Here is a 15,958-nt window from a genome sequence, read left to right on the forward strand (position 1 = left end):
ACCTCCAATGGGGTTATCGCTATGCCAATAACGGCGTTACGCGCAGGGCAGGGCACCGCACTTCACGAGTGTTTGATTTCTATCGGTTCGAATATCGAACCGGAGTTAAACTTTACTCAGGCGTTAAACCTTTTACGCACCGAATGCGATCTAGTGGCACACTCTCAGGCCATTCGCACGCCACCGGTGGGCTTTTTAGATCAACCTGATTTTCTCAATGCCGCGCTATTGATCCGTACGCCGCTGACCTATGAAGCGTTTCGCCTCTATTTAAAGGCGGTGGAAAACCGCTTGGGGCGCGTGCATGGCCCGAACAAATCAGGCCCTCGCACGATGGATCTGGATATTGTGGCGTGGAATGGTGAACTACTGGATCAGGGATACTTTGAATACGATTACGTCCGGCTCCCTGTTGATGAGGTGCTTACCGTCAGCGGACGTTCTTTAATGACAAAAAAAGGTTAACGATTTATCCGCTCAGGCCGATAACTCTATGGTCGCTATTCAGCAAGCGCCGAGCTTCTCCCCTGTGAGGGTTTATATTGTTTAGCCTGAATACCAATCTAACCTCGCTGCTGGTGCAGAATAATTTGCGCAACAGCCAGCAGGCAATACAGACCTCCATGCAACGGCTATCGTCGGGCTTGCGTATTAACAGCGCCAAGGACGATCCGGCCGGGCAGGCGATCGCCAATCGAATGGGCGCGCAAATCCGCGGCATGCATCAGGCTATCCGCAATACCAACGACGGGATTTCGCTGGTACAAACGGCTGAAGGCTCGCTTAATCAGATCAACGACAACCTGCAGCGGATTCGTGAGCTGAGCGTACAGGCGGGCAACGGTACCTACACGGCCGACGACCTGTCCTCAATTCAGGACGAAATCGACCAGCGGCTTGAGGAAATCGACCGCATCGCAGGGCAGAGCAACTTCAACGGTATCAATCTGCTGGGGGAGGCGCGCAGCCTTAATATCCAGGTGGGGGCCAATGCAGGCAATACCATCAGCGTTCGTATGGCAGCCATGGATAGTGACGCATTAGGCCTGAATGGCTTTAGCGTACTTAAAGACAGCACTATTGATAAACCCATAGACAAGCTTGATGAAGCCATCAAAAAATTGGATCAGCAGCGCAGCTATTTCGGCGCGGTACAAAACCGTTTTGAAAGCGTGATCGACGGCCTCAACAATAACATTGTGAATCTCTCGGCCGCGCAGTCACGTATTCAGGACACCGATTACGCCAAAGAAGTCTCTAACCTGATCCGCGCGCAAATTCTCCAGCAGGCGGGCATGTCGATACTCGCTCAGGCCAACCAGCAACCGCAGATGATCCTGCGCTTGCTAGAGGGTTTATAGGCGCCCTAAGCAGTCAAATCTATATCTTGTTTTTCGAGCGTTTGCTATTCCTTTCTTGCTGTCTTTCATCCTTACTTTTCAAACATCAGGGCTTGATGTGCTATATGCATTCCATTTTGGAATGGGTTAAGCGTTTTTTTTCGTTTGTCGACCGACGTATGAATTTGCTTTGATAAGGTCATTAAGCCTTGAATGGCAAACGAAGCAACGGCCCTGATTTTTCCATGCCCGTGCCGCTGTCAGCCTGACAATACGTTATAGAGAGCCGTGAAATGACGCAGTCCGTGTTTCTAGCCACTAATAATATTCGCGACCGTTTCTCCAAAGCCATGTCGGCGATGTATCAAACGGAAGTCCCCCAATACGGCACGCTATTGGAGTTGGTCGAGCAGGTAAACCAGGAAACGCTTAGCCAGCAGCCAGCGCTACGCCGCCGCCTGGAAGCTCAGGGCGAGCTTGCGCGCTTGAGCGTAGAGCGCCACGGGGCGATTCGCGTGGGCTCAGCCGAAGAGCTATCCATGCTGCGCCGCTTGTTTGCCGTAATGGGCATGTACCCGGTGGGCTATTACGACCTTTCTGAAGCGGGGGTACCGGTTCACTCCACCGCGTTTCGTCCGGTTGAGGATGACGCGCTGGCCTGCAACCCGTTTCGCGTTTTTACCTCGCTGCTGCGCCTGGAACTCATTGAGAGCGAGACGCTGCGCCAGCGTGCCGAAGAAATTCTGGCCAAGCGGGATATTTTCACGCCCGCCGCCCGTGATCTTATTGAGCGTTTTGAAACCCAGGGTGGGTTAACCTCTGAAGAGGCGGATCAGTTCGTTAAAGAAGCCCTGGAAACCTTCCGCTGGCATCAGGATGCCACGGTAGATCTGGATACCTACCAAGCGCTGAGCGATGAACACCGTCTGATTGCCGATGTGGTGTGTTTTCGTGGGCCGCATATCAACCATTTAACGCCGCGCACGCTGGATATCGACGAAGTTCAGCGCCGTATGCCAAGCGTGGGCATGAACCCCAAGGCGGTTATCGAAGGCCCGCCGCGCCGTGAGGCGGCCATTTTGCTACGCCAGACAAGCTTCAAAGCGTTAGAGGAGTCGATCCGCTTTGCAGGCGATGCCCAAGGCACGCATACCGCCCGGTTTGGCGAAATCGAGCAGCGCGGCATGGCGCTCACGCCGAAAGGGCGCGCGCTTTATGATCAGCTGCTTAACGAAGGCCGTAAACAAACCGCGGGGCTGGATAACAATGCTCACCAGGCGGTCATGAACAAGGTATTTGCCGCCATGCCGGATAGCGATGAAGCAATGCGCCGTGAAGGTCTGGCCTACTTTCACTACCATCTTACAGAAGCTGGGAAAGCCGCTGCAGGTGATGCCGGCACCGATATGAACGCCCTGATTGCCAAAGGGCTGGTAGAGGCGCAGCCGATTACCTATGAAGACTTCTTGCCGGTCAGCGCGGCGGGTATCTTCCAATCAAACCTGGGCGGTGGCGAAAACGCAGCCTATGCGGGCAATGCCAACCGCGAAGCGTTTGAAGAGGCCCTTGGCGTCCCGGTGACCGATGAGCTGGCGCTTTATGCCGAGCGCGAACAGGCCTCCAAGCAGCGCGTTTTGGCATCATTGGAAGGTTAACTGCGCTATATACTTGCTTAATATTCAGGCCGCCTAACCAGCGGCCTGAATGGTTTATACGCGGCATTCAGCGCTGGCCGTAATGTGCTCGACAAAGCGGCGTACTTTACCCAGTTCCCCCAGGTGCTCTGGATAAACAAGATAATATGCGCTTTCGCTGTATAAACGATGCGGCCAAGCGAGTATAAGGCGCTCGGCGGCTAGCTCTTCATCCACGGTAAAGTGCGGCACTAAAGCAACGCCCCCTCCTGCCATGGCGGTGCGTACCAGCATGGGAAAGGTCTCAAAGCGGGTGCCGTGATAGCTGCGGTCGGTGACGATCTTCTGGCTTGCAAACCAGTGGTGCCAGGCATCCGGGCGGGTAGAAAGATGCAGCAGCGGTAAGCGCGCTAAATCGCTGGCGGCAGCCACGCGGTGGTGGGCCAAAAATGCCGGGGAAGCAACGGCGACCATCTCCTCATCCACAAGCTTATGACAGGCCAGATTAGGCCAACTGCCGTGACCATAAAATAGTGCGATATCAATATTCTGCTGCTCAAGATCAAAATCTTCCACGCGATCATGAAACTCCAGGCTAATACCCGGATTAGCGGCTAGAAAGGGCGGTAGCTTATCGGCAAGCCAACGACTGCCAAAGCTTGGCAGCGTGGCGACTTTGAGCACTTCACTATTGCCGCTATAGGTCATGATTGTCTGGGTCGTCATCTCAAGCTGAGTGAGTACTTTGCGTACATCGCTCAGAAAGATCGCGCCTTCAGGCGTGAGCAACAGGCTGCGCCTGACACGGCGAAAGAGTTTGTGCTGAAGGGCTGCCTCAAGATGAGCAACCTGCTTACTTACCGCACTTTGGGTAAGATTCAGCTCATCGGCTGCCCGGGTAAAGCTCATATGACGTGCCGCCGCCTCAAAGCACTGCATGGCGACGGTAGAAGGAAGGTTGCGTGATGCCAAAGGGGAAGCTCCTGATCACCTATTAATCATCCCGATGGCTAAGAAGGACGACGTAGAGGGGAATCATAGCGTATGAGGCGAGCAGATTCGCCTCATACGCTAGCAGGCGCTGGGATAACGCTTAGTCAATAATGCCTTGCTCACGCGCCATGGCAAACGCCGCTTTAGGGCCATCCCAGAGTGAGGGCAGCAGAATCAGCGATACCGGCACGGCAGTGATCACGATGAATTGCTGCAGCGCGGCGATCTGTCCTTCACGCATGGCCAGCAGCACCGCAGCCATGATCGTCATGGTCACGCCCCAGAAGGCGCGTAAAAAGGGGCTGGGCTCATCGTGGCCAGCACCGACCATGGCAATGGAGTAACTCATGGAGTCGCCGGTGGTAGCCACGAAGATGGTCGTCAGCAGCAGGATTGCCAGCGCCATCCAGGTGCCGCCAGGCAGTGCCTGGGCCAAGGTGAGCGTGGCGATGTCGAACTGAAAGTTCGTCAGCGCATCGGTCAGCTCGATCACGCCGGTCAACTGGTAGTAGATGCCCGAGCCGCCCAGCAGTGTGAACCAGACCGTGGTGGCGATGGGGGCGATGACCGCCACAGCCAGAATCATCTCGCGAATGGTGCGCCCGCGAGAGATGCGCGCCACGAAGATCGCCATCAAGGGCGCAAAGGCGATGAACCAGGCGTAGAAGAATACGATCCACCACTGCATCCAGTCCGCCGGCGAGGTTTCCGCGGTGGCGGTGACCATCTTGAAGAAGTTGTCCAGGTACGTGCCCATGCTGGCAAAGTAGCTGTTGAACAGAAACAGCGTCGGTCCGAACAAGAAGATGACCGCGCCGATGCCCAGCGCCAGCATGACGTTGAAGCGGCTCAAGAGCTGCATCCCCTTGTGCACACCGCTGACCGCGGAAAGCACGTATACCATGCCCAGGACCGCCAGAACCAAAAGCCGGGTAACGAAGGTATTGGGCAGCCCGAACAGCACCTCAAGGCCATGGCTGACCTGGGTAGCCAGAAAGCCGACCGGCCCGACGGTGCCTGCTACCACTGCCAATACGCAGCAGGTATCCACGACGCCACCCAGGGGGCCACGCATTACGCGCTCGCCGAATAACGGGTAGAGCAGGGTACGTGGTTGTAGCGGCTGGCCTTTCACGTAGTGGGCGTGGGCCAGCACGATCGCGGTGAGCGACCCCAGTACCGCCCAGCCGACGAATCCCCAGTGGGTAAACGACTGCGCGAGCGCGCCAGGCACCGCGGCGGCCACGCCCGGGTCGGTATCGAAGGTGGGCGGCACGTTCACGAAGTGATAGATCGGCTCACCGGCAGCGAAAAAGACACCACCACCGCCCAGCAGCGTACACAAGATGATCGAAAGCCATTTGAAGGTACTCAGCTCCGGTGCATCCAGGTTGCCGATCTTGGCGTTGCCGGCCGGGGTCAGCGCAAGCCCGATGGCGATGAAGAACGTCAACAGCATCAGAAACTGGAAGTAGGTACCGAAGGTCAGCGCGCTCCACGCAAAACCCTGGCTGATCGAATCGGCGACAAGGTCCAGGTCGTAAAAGGAAAGCGCTAGAAAAAGCACGATAAATCCAATGCTTAACGTAAGAACGATGGGGTCGCCTAGCGAAGAATGCTGGTGGCTTTCAGCACCGGAGGTTGGTTGGTTCATCAATAAGAACACCTTTGGTGGAACATGAGGAAACAGCGCAAATGCGGAAAGCGCAGCAAAAAAAAAGCGCCATTCATTGAATGGCGCGAGGACAGGAAACTGGCGCTAGTATATCGTGCGACTAGACCAAAGTCGAACGCGATTGGAGTGGATGCTTAAAATGGGTGCTAGAAAACAAGTCAATGCACCCTATTGGTGCGCTGAAAAATCATGGTGGTGCTTCTAACGGTGGGCCAGCAATGCGAAGCATCGCTTTCATTACCAGTGATAAAGCAGCGATGCGCTGGTGGTGTTATCGGTGCGTTCGCTGGCGTCGTCCGGCGGCTGAGAGTTGTGCTTAATTTCATGGGACAAGCGTAGCGACATACGCGAGTTGAGCCTTGCAGTAAGCGCTGTAAGCGACCTGCCTGTGGTGTTTTGCTGGGTGTATTCCACCGACATTTCCTGTTCAATATCGGCATAATCCGAAAAGCCCCAGTGATAGGCCAAGGCGGTATAGGCAACCGCAAGCTGTTCGTTCTCCGCTTCGCGCAAGCGGTCATTCCGGTAACCTGGGCCTGCCTCAAGCGAAAGAGAATGGCGCGAGCCTTCTAACAGCTGACGGCCATACCCGCCGATCACGGAAAGCTGCTGGTCATAACCCGCAAAGCGGTCTTTTTCCCAGCGTGCAAAGCCGAACACGTAGTGTGGGCCGTTGAAATCATAGCGCTCGCGGCCAGCTACCAGATACTGCTCGGCGCTGGTTTCGCCATCCTTGCTCACGTTACGCACCTCGCCGCGCAGCGAGTGAATAAAGTCACCTGTCAGCCAGGTCAAGCGGGTTTTGCCAATCAGCGTCTGGCTATTGGTGTTGCCGGAAAGGTGGGTAAAGCCAAGTTCAGCGTCGCCGCTGAAAATCGGCGCGTCATCGGTAGGCGGCGGGGGCGCATAAAAAGGATTAGCGACCGCGGGGCTGACAAGCACAAGGCTTAAAAAAGTAGCGCTAATAAACAGATAACTGTTCGACGAAATAACGCGTTTAAATATACTGAACACCCAACGCCTCCCTTAATGACATAAAAGATGGCGATTAACGCCCCCTTGCTGCGCATGTCATAATGACGCTGTCGCGCACTTTGAGTTCCGCCATGACTGATTCCCGCCCCCGTACCTTAGCTGAATTACAGCGCTGGCGCCGTACTCGTGCGAAACGGCGCTGGTATAAACGTAGCTTTCGTTTGCAGGTAATGATGCTAGTGGGGCTGCTGCTGGCCGGCATGCTACTGGCTCAGGGTACATATCTCAATCATCGCAAGGCAGATATCATCAGCCAGCAAATGGGCGAGCGGGCGTTGGCCGTGGCAAAAACCGTGGCCGGCATGCCGCAAATTGTGAATGCCTTTGCCATCCCGAATCCTTCAATGATTATTCAACCGCTGGCCGAGCGGGTGCGTATAGAAACCGGAGCGCGCTATGTGGTGGTCGGCAACGCGCAGTCGATTCGCTACTCGCACCCGGTAATAGAGCGTATTGGCCAACCTATGGTGGGGGGCGATAACGACCAGGCGCTAATCTACGGTCAATCCTATGTTTCCCAGGCAACCGGGTCATTGGGTACCGCCATGCGCGGTAAGGCCCCCATCTGGGATGAAGAAGGCAATATTATCGGGCTCGTTTCCGTCGGCTTTATGATGGATCGGGTCGCGATGGATGTGGCCCGCTACACAAACCTTGGCTGGGCGCTCGTTGCGCTGATGATTGCCCTGGGCTTTGCCGGGGCGTATTGGTTATCCCAGCACCTTAAAAAAGTCATTCTGGGCCTCGAGCCTTATGAAATCGCTCGGTTGGCGATGGAAAAAGAAGCCATCTTGCAGTCCATTCATGAGGGTATCCTGGCGGTTAACCGCGATGGGCATATTACCCTGGTGAATCAACAGGCCAGACGTTTTCTCAATCTGCCCGATGAGCATGTCATGCTGGGCCAGCCGATCCAGGATGTGGTGCCTAATACCCGCCTATTGGAAGTGCTTAAGCACGGCGAGCAGGAGTTTGATCAGCAGATGTGGCTGGGCGATCATCCGGCGGTGGTTAACCGGGTGCCCATTCTGCATGAGGGAGAAATCGAAGGCGCGGTGGCCACGTTTCGAAGCCGCCGGGAAATCATTGACCTTTCCCAGGCGCTCACCCAGGCAAGTCGCGATGTGGATATGTTGCGTGCTCAGGCCCATGAGTTCTCCAATAAGCTCTATACCATTTCTGGTCTCCTTCAGCTTGAGCGCATTGACGAGGCGCTGGCGCTCATTCACCAGGAAACCGAGCGGGCTCAGGCTCAGATGAGTTTCTTGATGCGCCATGTTGCCGATACGGTGCTCAGCGGTACGCTGCTGGGTAAACTTACTCGGGCACGTGAGCTGGGCGTGACGCTTGAGATCGACGAGCAGAGTTCGCTCTCCTGCCCGCTGACTCCGACCGGGCAGGAGGTCATGATGAGTGTGGTCGGTAACCTGCTGGATAATGCCTGCTACGCCGCGCTTAACGGTCCCAATAGTAGCGCGCCCTGCGTACGGCTGTTTTTTACCGATTTGGGTGAGCAGCTGCTACTCGAAGTAGAAGATAATGGTCCAGGCGTACTCCCCGAGCATACCGAGTCAGTATTTCAGGAAGGTTTTTCTACCAAAACGGGCAAGCACTGCGGCATCGGCCTGGCTCTGGTGGCAAGGCTTTGTCGACAGCATGGCGGTGCCATAACGCTTGAAGAGAGCGAGCTGGGCGGCGCCTGCTTTATTGCGGTGCTGGACCGCTCACTATGCGCTGAACCTGATACACCTTAATTATCATAATAATGACGTCCGTAAGAGGAGTGAGCATGTCTGCAACCCAATACGGCATTCTGGTTGTCGAAGACGATTTTCGCATCGCCGATATCCACAAGACTTTTATTGAGCAAAGTGACGCCTTTCACGTAGTGGGCATGGCGCGCAACGGCAGCGAAGCCAAAGCCCTGATGGCCGAGCATGCTGATGATATCCATTTGATTTTATTGGATGCCTATCTGCCTGATGTAGAGGGGCTGGAGCTTTTATGGGCCATTCGGCGAGACTATGTGCATGTGGATATCGTGATGGTTACCGCTGCTCGCGAGGTCGATACCATCGGTGAGGCGCTGCGCTGCGGCGTTTTCGACTACCTGATCAAGCCCATCGAAGCCTCCCGAATGCACCAGACGCTCATGCGCTTTCAGCGTGAGCGGGAAGCGTTGGCCAATCAAAATGAAATGAATCAGGATGAGCTGGATCAAGTACTGGCACGTCTAGTGCCCGATGCTGCACCCCGCGCGGCGGTGGGCAATTTGCCCAAGGGGATTGATCGACTAACGCTGCGCAGCGTAATTGATGCGCTGGCGGTATCACCGTTACCGCTAACGGCAATGCAGGTTTCCAAAGCCATGGGCGCAAGCCGCTCGACTGCCCGCCGCTACTTGGAGTTTCTGGTCGCAGAGCAAAGCGTGACCGCCGAGTTGGGGTATGGCGATGTCGGGCGGCCCGAGCGCCGTTATCGCCTGCTTGAGCGAGGCAGGGAGTGGATGAACACGTTATGAACCCTATTTATAAACCCCATGCGTGAGCATAATGAACAAAACGCTCACAATGCACTTTTTGTTCTTTATGTTCACAAACTTGTCGTCAAGGCCCAGCGCTTCTAACGTTCGCGGCGTAACCACGAAATAATAACAGTGGACCACACAACAACATCTATATGTGGAGAACGCCAAATGACCTCGCTTTCCTTGAAGCGCTTAGCCGTGATCGCTCTACCAATGGCCGCCCTGGCAGGCATGACGACATCTGTTCAGGCGCAGGAGTGGACACCGAGCAAGTCGATTGAGTTCGTCGCACCGGCCAACCCGGGTGGCGGCTGGGATACACTGGTACGCACCGTGTCGCGCGTTATTCAGCAAGAGGGGCTGGCTGATAAAAACTTTGCCGCGATCAACGTACCTGGGGGCGGCGGTGCCGTGGCATGGGCGCAGATCGCCCGTGATAGCGGCAACCCGCACAAACTGTTTGCGACCAGCCCGCCGATCATCCTGGTGCCACTGGCAGGCGCTTCGCGCTACGACCACACTGATTTCACGCCGGTCGCTCGTCTGATTACTGACTACTCCATCGTACTGGTGTCGGCAGACTCTGAATACGAGACGATCAACGATCTTTTCGATGCTCTCAAAGAGAACCCGCGTTTGAGCGTAGGCGGCGGCAGTGCACCTGGCTCCATGGACCATATCTCTATTGCGGGTCTGGCATCCGCGGCGGGCCTTGAAGCGTCAAGCGTGAACTACATTCCGTTCTCCGGCGGCGGCGATGCCATGACCAACCTGATGGGCGGTCATATCGAAGCGGTGATTACCGGTGCCGGTGAGTCGGTCGGCCAGCTGGGTGAAGGCAGCCAGATCCGTGCGCTAGGCGTATCGGCACCGGAGCGCCTGGGTGGTGGCCTAGCCGATGTGCCGACCTACCAAGAGCAGGGTGTGGATTACACCTTTGATATCTGGCGCGGCGTAATGGGCACCCCGGATATGCCGGAAGAAGCGGTGACCTACTACCAGGATCTGTTTGCCGAAATGCTCGAAACCGATGGCTGGCAAGAAGCCCGCGATCAGTTGGGCTGGATCGATGCCTACCAGAACAGTGAAGAGTTCGGTGTCTTCCTTGACGAGCAGCAAGAGCAGTTCAGCGGCGTGCTGAGTGATCTGGGTCTACTGCGTCAATAAATATCCTATAGCGCGATAGCGTGTTTTCCCAGTGGCCTATATGCGCCGCTGGGAATGCCTGTTCGTGATGATTAGGTACGTGCTCCTCGGAGAAAACCCAATGACTAAATTGAATACCAATCAGTGGTTAGCGCTGGTGTTGGCATTAGTGGCGGCTGCGTATATCGCCATGGCGTGGCAGATACCCACCTTTCCTTTGCCACGCCCGGTCGACTCTGACCTGTTTCCTAAAGTGCTCGGCTTTTCGCTGCTGATTCTCTCCGTGTTTCTGTTTTTTGAGAAACCCACACCGCTTGCCGGTGCCGATGAGGTCGATCACGATGCTCAACAAGGCCCGCTACTGCTGACTCCGTGGGCACGAGTGATTGTTACGTCACTGGCCATTGCCGCCTATGCGCTGCTACTGGTGCCATTAGGGTTTGTACTGGCCTCGACGCTTTTGTGCACGGGGTTAACGGCTTACTACGGCTACCGTCGTCATGCGGTCAATCTAGCGACATCGCTAGGCGTCGTGCTGGCGCTGTATCTGACGATGACACGGGTAATGGATGTTTACTTGCCGACCGGCGTTCTTCCCTTCTAACGCCGACGTGCTAATGCCTCCTGCGTCGTTTCTGAGCTGGTTTTTGAGAGAGTAGATCCCATGGATGCCTTAAATAATTTGATGTACGGCTTCGGCATCGCGCTCGAGCCTATCAATATCGCTTATGTGTTTGCCGGTGTGTTTGCCGGTACGATTATCGGCATGCTGCCCGGTCTTGGGCCGATCAGCGCGCTGGCTTTAATGATTCCCATCACCTTTGCCATGGAGCCTTCATCCGGCTTGATTCTGATGGCAGGGGTGTATTATGGCGCCATTTTTGGTGGCTCCACTTCGTCTATTCTGCTCAACGCCCCAGGCGTTGCAGGCACGGTCGCCACGTCTTTTGATGGCTACCCGATGGCCAAAAAAGGCCTGGCGGGTAAGGCGCTGGCCATCGCCGCTTACTCCTCTTTTGTAGGCGGAACCGTCTCGGTTATCTTTTTGATGCTGGTCGCGCCCTTGCTCTCCAAGGTAGCGGTAAGTTTTGGCCCTGCTGAGTACTTTGCATTGATGGTGTTGGGCTTAACCGCGGTGGTCTCGCTGTCGGATAAGTCGCTGGTCAAAGGCCTCATTGCCGCCGTGGTCGGGGTGATCATCTCGATTGTGGGCATCGACCTGCAAACCGGTACCGAACGCTTCACCTTTGGCTCTATTCAATTGCTGGATGGCATCGACTTTTTGGTGGTGGCGTTAGGTATCTTTGCATTGGCCGAGGTGTTCTACATGCTGCTGCGCGGCGGTGGTGGTAAAGAAGCCCCGCGTAATGCCATTGGCTCGTTAAAGCTCACCCGCAGTGAAGTGAAAGAGATCGCGGGCCCTGTTAGCCGTAGCTCTGTGCTTGGGTTCTTTACCGGCGTACTGCCGGGCGCAGGAGCGACGATTGGCTCATTTTTGGGCTACAGCATGGAAAAGCGTCTTGCCAAAGACGGTGACACCTTCGGTAAGGGTAATATTAAAGGCGTTGCGGCGCCGGAAGCGGCCAATAACGCGGCGTGTACCGGCTCGTTTGTACCGCTTTTAACCTTGGGTGTACCGGGTTCGGGCACCACGGCGGTACTGCTGGGCGCGCTTCTGGTGATGGGCGTTACACCCGGCCCGATGATGCTTGAGCAACGCCCGGACGTGTTCTGGGGCGTGGTAGCCAGTATGTATATCGGCAACATCTTCCTGCTGGTCTTGAACCTGCCGCTGATTCCGCTGATCGCCAAGATTCTGGATCTACCCAAGCCGCTGCTACTCTCGCTGATTCTCATCTTCTGCATGATCGGCGTGTACGGCATGAGCTTTAGCGTATTTGACCTGCTGTTGCTGCTGGGCTTTGGTCTGCTGGGCCTGGGCATGCGCCTGTTTGGTTTCCCGGCGGCCCCGCTGATCCTGGCGCTGATCTTGGGCAATATCATGGAAGAGTCCATGCGCCGTGCGCTACAGATCTCCGGTGGTGATTGGATGACATTTATTGATAAACCGATTTCACTCTCGCTGCTGGTCATCGCGCTGCTGTCGCTAGGCTTACCGCTGTTGAAAAAGCGTCGTAAACGCGCGGCGGCTGCTGCCGAATAAGCACTCATCAAACGGTTTGATCAAAACGCCCTGGGTTTCCCCGGGCGTTTTTTGTATCTGAAACCTTAAAGTGCACTGTTGGTGCAAAGCGTCGTCCTGGTGCATGCGAAGTGTGCGCCGGAAATGTATGTACGCGCTATCGCAGTGCAAAAGATCAAAATGGTAGCTTTTTAAATATATCCAAGTAATTGATTGAAAAGTTAATACTGGCTTTTGTTTCAATGTGGCGCACCCCTTGCAAATGCTAGTGGCTACGTCCTCGTGGACGTACCGAGTCGATGTCGTGCCCATAATAATCACACGTAATGGCAGTCAGCTCGGTCGCGAAGCCCTCATAACAAGCCCCAGCTATAAAGGGTGCAAGGAGATTCAAGTGGCCATACAACATCACCATGTCCTTTCTCGCCGTTTTATCACTTCTGTACTGGCCGCCGCCGTTATGGGCGCCAGCGCCCAGGCCATTGCCCAAAGCGCCGATCAGAGCGACGACCCGATCAAAGTCGGTATCCTGCACTCTCTGTCCGGCACCATGGCAATCAGTGAAACCGTCCTCAAGGATACGGTCGAGATGCTGATTGAGCAGCAAAATGACGCAGGGGGCTTGTTAGGCCGCCAGTTGGAGGCGGTGGTGGTTGATCCGGCCTCCAACTGGCCGCTGTTTGCCGAACGTGCCCGTGAACTTCTGGCCCAGGAAGAGGTTGATGTCATTTTCGGTAACTGGACTTCGGTATCGCGTAAGGCCGTGCTGCCGGTGGTCGAAGAGTTAAACGGCCTGCTGTTCTACCCGGTGCAGTATGAGGGCGAAGAGTCATCTGGAAACGTGTTCTATACCGGGGCTGCCCCTAACCAGCAGGCGATTCCGGCGGTTGAGTATCTGATCAACGAAGTAGGCATTGAGCGCTTTGCGCTGATCGGCACCGACTACGTCTATCCGCGCACTACCAACCGCATTCTTGAAGCCTTCCTCAAGGATGAGCACGGTATTGAGCAAGAAGACATCATGGTCAACTACACACCATTCGGTCACTCGGACTGGCAGAACATCGTTTCCGAGATTCGTCGTTTTGGTGAAGAGGGCAAACCGACCGCCGTGATCTCGACGATTAACGGCGATGCCAACGTGCCGTTCTACACCGAGCTTTCTAACCAGGGGATCGACGCCGCCGATATTCCGGTTATCGCCTTCTCGGTTGGCGAGCAGGAACTTACCGGTATTGATACTGGCCCGCTGGTCGGGCATCTGGCCGCCTGGAACTACTTCATGAGCGTCGATAGTGACGACAACTACGACTTTATCGACGCCTGGATCGATTACACCGGCGACGAGGAAGCCGTCACCAATGACCCCATGGAAGCTCACTACATTGGCTTTAACATGTGGGCCGAAGCAGTGCGTAAAGCGGGCACTACCGATGTCGATTCGGTGAAAGACGCCATCATCGGTGTGACCGTACCCAACCTTTCCGGCGGCTATGCGGCGATGATGCCCAACCACCACATCACCAAGCCGGTTCTGATTGGTGAAATTCAGGACAATGGTCAGTTCGACATCGTCTGGCAAACGCCTTCAACGGTGGCGGGGGATGCCTGGTCTGACTATCTGCCCGGCTCGCGCGATCTGATTGCCGATTGGCGCAAGCCCATGGAGTGCGGCAACTTCAACGTCGTGAACGGCTCGTGCGGTGGCAGCACCGCCGCTGAAGAAGCCGAAGCGGCACTCGCCGAGTAATCACCTGCGCTAAAAAGCCTTCCTTGTCGCGCCGTTAAATCCGGCGCGGCAAGGAGCACGCTACCTTTCTCACTTGGATAACCAAAGGAAGAACCCTATGAGGCGTTTCCTTTCCTTGGCGCTGCTCTGCTGCCTGCTGTTGGGGTTCACCCTCACTGCACAGGCACAAACGGAAGCCGCCACTTCCCCGCCTAATGATACCGCTGCGCTTGCGCTTCTTGATGCACTGGATGTTGATTCCTACCGCGATAAAGGCGAGGCCATCACCGCCATTTTACAAAGCGACGACGAGCGCGCCCGCGATTGGTTGCAGGCCCTGCTGGATGGCCGCTTGCAACGTGCCGACGATGGTCAATTTGTTGTCGTACTCGATAACAGTGGCCGCGAGTGGCCGGTGGCCGACGCCTTGACGAATGAACCGCTGGGTGAAATGTCACGTCGCGACCTGAACCGCGTGGGTATCAATAACGCGCTGCGTAACCAGCTGCGCAGCGCGATTGCCGTGGTGGATCTCTATTCGCCCAATCTGGAACGCCGCCGCACCTCCGCCGCTCGACTGCTGGGGGAAGTGGACAGCGAGCTGGTCGAGCCGATCAATGAACTGATACTGGAAGAAGACGATAGTCAGGTGCGTACCCGGCTAAGCCAAGCGGTGGCGATTTATCACGCCGAGCAGGGCGAAATGGCCGGCGTTGAAGCGCTTACCGGCAGCCTGCATCCCCGTGCTCGGGTGGCTCTGAGCCGCGCAGCCAATGGCGACGACCCGGTGGTCGCAGATGCCGCCCGCGCCGCGCTTGTCAGCGTGGAGCAGAACCTGAAAATCAACCGAGGGATTGAAACGCTCTACTTTGGCTTGAGCCTGGGATCGGTACTGGTGCTGGCCGCCATTGGCCTCGCGATTACCTTTGGCGTGATGGGCGTGATCAACATGGCCCACGGCGAGCTGATGATGCTGGGGGCGTATACCACTTGGATGATGCAGCAGCTGTTGCCCGGCCAGCCGGGGCTGGCGCTGGTGCTATCCATTCCGGCCGGCTTTCTGGTCGCCGCCCTCGTGGGTGTCGCGATTGAGCGCAGCGTTATTCAGTTTCTGAAAGGCCGTCCGCTTGAGACGTTGCTCGCCACTTTCGGTATCAGCCTGATTCTGCAGCAGCTGGTGCGCACTGGGATCTCACCACTTAACCGCACGGTGATTACGCCTGAGTGGATGAGCGGCTCGCTGGTGATCAACGATGCGCTGTCGCTGACCATTAACCGCATGGTGGTACTCGCCTTTGCCTTGGTCGTGTTCGCCGGTTTGATGCTGATCATGCGCCGCACGCGCCTGGGGCTTGAAGTGCGCGCCGTGACCCAGAACCGCGCCATGGCACGCTCCATGGGTATTCGTGCGACGCGCGTGGATATCCTGACCTTTGCGCTGGGTTCGGGCGTTGCCGGGCTTGCCGGGGTCGCGCTTTCCCAGCTCACCAACGTGGGGCCGAACCTCGGCCAGAACTACATCATCGATTCGTTCATGGTGGTGGTGTTCGGCGGTGTGGGCAATCTGTGGGGAACGCTCGTAGCCGGGCTGTCGCTGGGCGTGATCAACCAGGTGCTGGAGCCCTGGGCGGGCGCGGTGCTGGCCAAGATTATCGTACTGGTGTTTATCATCCTGTTTATTCAAAAACGCCCGCGTGGACTCTTCCCGCAGAAGGGCCGGGCTGCGGAGGGCTAAC

The 15,958-nt window shown here is 56.2% G+C and carries 13 protein-coding genes; 10 read left to right on the plus strand and 3 right to left on the minus strand.

Going from position 1 to position 15,958, the window contains the following annotated elements:
- Window positions 1–21: 21 nt before the first annotated feature.
- The 3 genes from folK to hglS all read left to right on the plus strand — a co-directional run bounded on the left by folK (window position 22) and on the right by hglS (window position 2,995).
- Window positions 22–465 (plus strand): 2-amino-4-hydroxy-6-hydroxymethyldihydropteridine diphosphokinase, encoded by a 444-nt coding sequence (gene folK, locus D467_RS0107515; protein WP_018916889.1) that lies wholly within the window; start codon window positions 22–24, stop codon window positions 463–465.
- 77 nt (window positions 466–542) lie between these two features.
- A complete protein-coding gene (locus D467_RS0107520; RefSeq protein WP_018916890.1) occupies window positions 543–1,361 on the plus strand; it encodes a flagellin N-terminal helical domain-containing protein in 819 nt (272 codons plus the stop codon).
- 272 nt (window positions 1,362–1,633) lie between these two features.
- On the plus strand, window positions 1,634–2,995 hold the full coding sequence (gene hglS / locus D467_RS0107525) for a 2-oxoadipate dioxygenase/decarboxylase HglS (RefSeq protein ID WP_018916891.1): 1,362 nt from the start codon (window positions 1,634–1,636) through the stop codon (window positions 2,993–2,995).
- A gap of 54 nt (window positions 2,996–3,049) precedes the next feature.
- Here hglS and D467_RS0107530 read toward each other — a convergent pair whose 3' ends face one another.
- From D467_RS0107530 to D467_RS0107540, 3 genes are all read right to left on the minus strand, one after another.
- The gene (locus D467_RS0107530) at window positions 3,050–3,946 is read right to left on the minus strand and encodes a LysR substrate-binding domain-containing protein (RefSeq protein ID WP_018916892.1); all 897 of its coding nucleotides are present in this window, start codon (window positions 3,944–3,946) and stop codon (window positions 3,050–3,052) included.
- A gap of 121 nt (window positions 3,947–4,067) precedes the next feature.
- Window positions 4,068–5,621: a BCCT family transporter gene (locus tag D467_RS0107535; protein ID WP_018916893.1), complete on the minus strand. Its 1,554-nt coding sequence runs from the start codon at window positions 5,619–5,621 to the stop codon at window positions 4,068–4,070.
- A 258-nt stretch (window positions 5,622–5,879) separates the two neighbouring features.
- A complete protein-coding gene (locus D467_RS0107540) occupies window positions 5,880–6,614 on the minus strand; it encodes a DUF481 domain-containing protein (RefSeq protein ID WP_155826463.1) in 735 nt (244 codons plus the stop codon).
- Between the two features lie 134 nt (window positions 6,615–6,748).
- Here D467_RS0107540 and D467_RS0107545 point away from each other — a divergent pair, with 134 nt between their 5' ends.
- The 7 genes from D467_RS0107545 to urtB all read left to right on the plus strand — a co-directional run bounded on the left by D467_RS0107545 (window position 6,749) and on the right by urtB (window position 15,957).
- On the plus strand, window positions 6,749–8,431 hold the full coding sequence (locus tag D467_RS0107545; RefSeq protein ID WP_018916895.1) for an ATP-binding protein: 1,683 nt from the start codon (window positions 6,749–6,751) through the stop codon (window positions 8,429–8,431).
- Window positions 8,432–8,466: 35 nt separating this feature from the next.
- Window positions 8,467–9,198: a response regulator gene (locus D467_RS0107550; RefSeq protein ID WP_018916896.1), complete on the plus strand. Its 732-nt coding sequence runs from the start codon at window positions 8,467–8,469 to the stop codon at window positions 9,196–9,198.
- 174 nt (window positions 9,199–9,372) lie between these two features.
- Window positions 9,373–10,371, plus strand: coding sequence for a Bug family tripartite tricarboxylate transporter substrate binding protein (locus tag D467_RS0107555; RefSeq protein WP_018916897.1), 999 nt, complete (start codon window positions 9,373–9,375; stop codon window positions 10,369–10,371).
- Window positions 10,372–10,471: 100 nt separating this feature from the next.
- The gene (locus D467_RS0107560) at window positions 10,472–10,954 is read left to right on the plus strand and encodes a tripartite tricarboxylate transporter TctB family protein (RefSeq protein WP_018916898.1); all 483 of its coding nucleotides are present in this window, start codon (window positions 10,472–10,474) and stop codon (window positions 10,952–10,954) included.
- Window positions 10,955–11,014: 60 nt separating this feature from the next.
- Window positions 11,015–12,514, plus strand: coding sequence for a tripartite tricarboxylate transporter permease (locus D467_RS0107565; RefSeq protein WP_018916899.1), 1,500 nt, complete (start codon window positions 11,015–11,017; stop codon window positions 12,512–12,514).
- 439 nt (window positions 12,515–12,953) lie between these two features.
- A complete protein-coding gene (gene urtA, locus D467_RS0107570) occupies window positions 12,954–14,243 on the plus strand; it encodes an urea ABC transporter substrate-binding protein (protein WP_244147818.1) in 1,290 nt (429 codons plus the stop codon).
- Window positions 14,244–14,340: 97 nt separating this feature from the next.
- A complete protein-coding gene (urtB, locus tag D467_RS0107575; RefSeq protein ID WP_018916901.1) occupies window positions 14,341–15,957 on the plus strand; it encodes an urea ABC transporter permease subunit UrtB in 1,617 nt (538 codons plus the stop codon).
- Window position 15,958: the final 1 nt, after the last annotated feature.

The sequence above is a fragment of the Vreelandella zhanjiangensis DSM 21076 genome (assembly GCF_000377665.1).
Classification (GTDB): domain Bacteria; phylum Pseudomonadota; class Gammaproteobacteria; order Pseudomonadales; family Halomonadaceae; genus Vreelandella; species Vreelandella zhanjiangensis.

What these genes read in the sequence shown, in the direction of transcription:
- D467_RS0107545 (WP_018916895.1), top strand. Translation starts at nt 6,749, where the DNA reads ATGACTGATTCCCGCCCCCGTACCTTAGCTGAATTACAGCGCTGGCGC.
- urtB (WP_018916901.1), top strand. Translation starts at nt 14,341, where the DNA reads ATGAGGCGTTTCCTTTCCTTGGCGCTGCTCTGCTGCCTGCTGTTGGGG.
- D467_RS0107565 (WP_018916899.1), top strand. Translation starts at nt 11,015, where the DNA reads ATGGATGCCTTAAATAATTTGATGTACGGCTTCGGCATCGCGCTCGAG.
- D467_RS0107560 (WP_018916898.1), top strand. Translation starts at nt 10,472, where the DNA reads ATGACTAAATTGAATACCAATCAGTGGTTAGCGCTGGTGTTGGCATTA.
- D467_RS0107535 (WP_018916893.1), bottom strand. Translation starts at nt 5,621, where the DNA reads ATGAACCAACCAACCTCCGGTGCTGAAAGCCACCAGCATTCTTCGCTA.
- hglS (WP_018916891.1), top strand. Translation starts at nt 1,634, where the DNA reads ATGACGCAGTCCGTGTTTCTAGCCACTAATAATATTCGCGACCGTTTC.
- D467_RS0107555 (WP_018916897.1), top strand. Translation starts at nt 9,373, where the DNA reads ATGACCTCGCTTTCCTTGAAGCGCTTAGCCGTGATCGCTCTACCAATG.
- folK (WP_018916889.1), top strand. Translation starts at nt 22, where the DNA reads ATGCCAATAACGGCGTTACGCGCAGGGCAGGGCACCGCACTTCACGAG.
- D467_RS0107550 (WP_018916896.1), top strand. Translation starts at nt 8,467, where the DNA reads ATGTCTGCAACCCAATACGGCATTCTGGTTGTCGAAGACGATTTTCGC.
- urtA (WP_244147818.1), top strand. Translation starts at nt 12,954, where the DNA reads ATGGGCGCCAGCGCCCAGGCCATTGCCCAAAGCGCCGATCAGAGCGAC.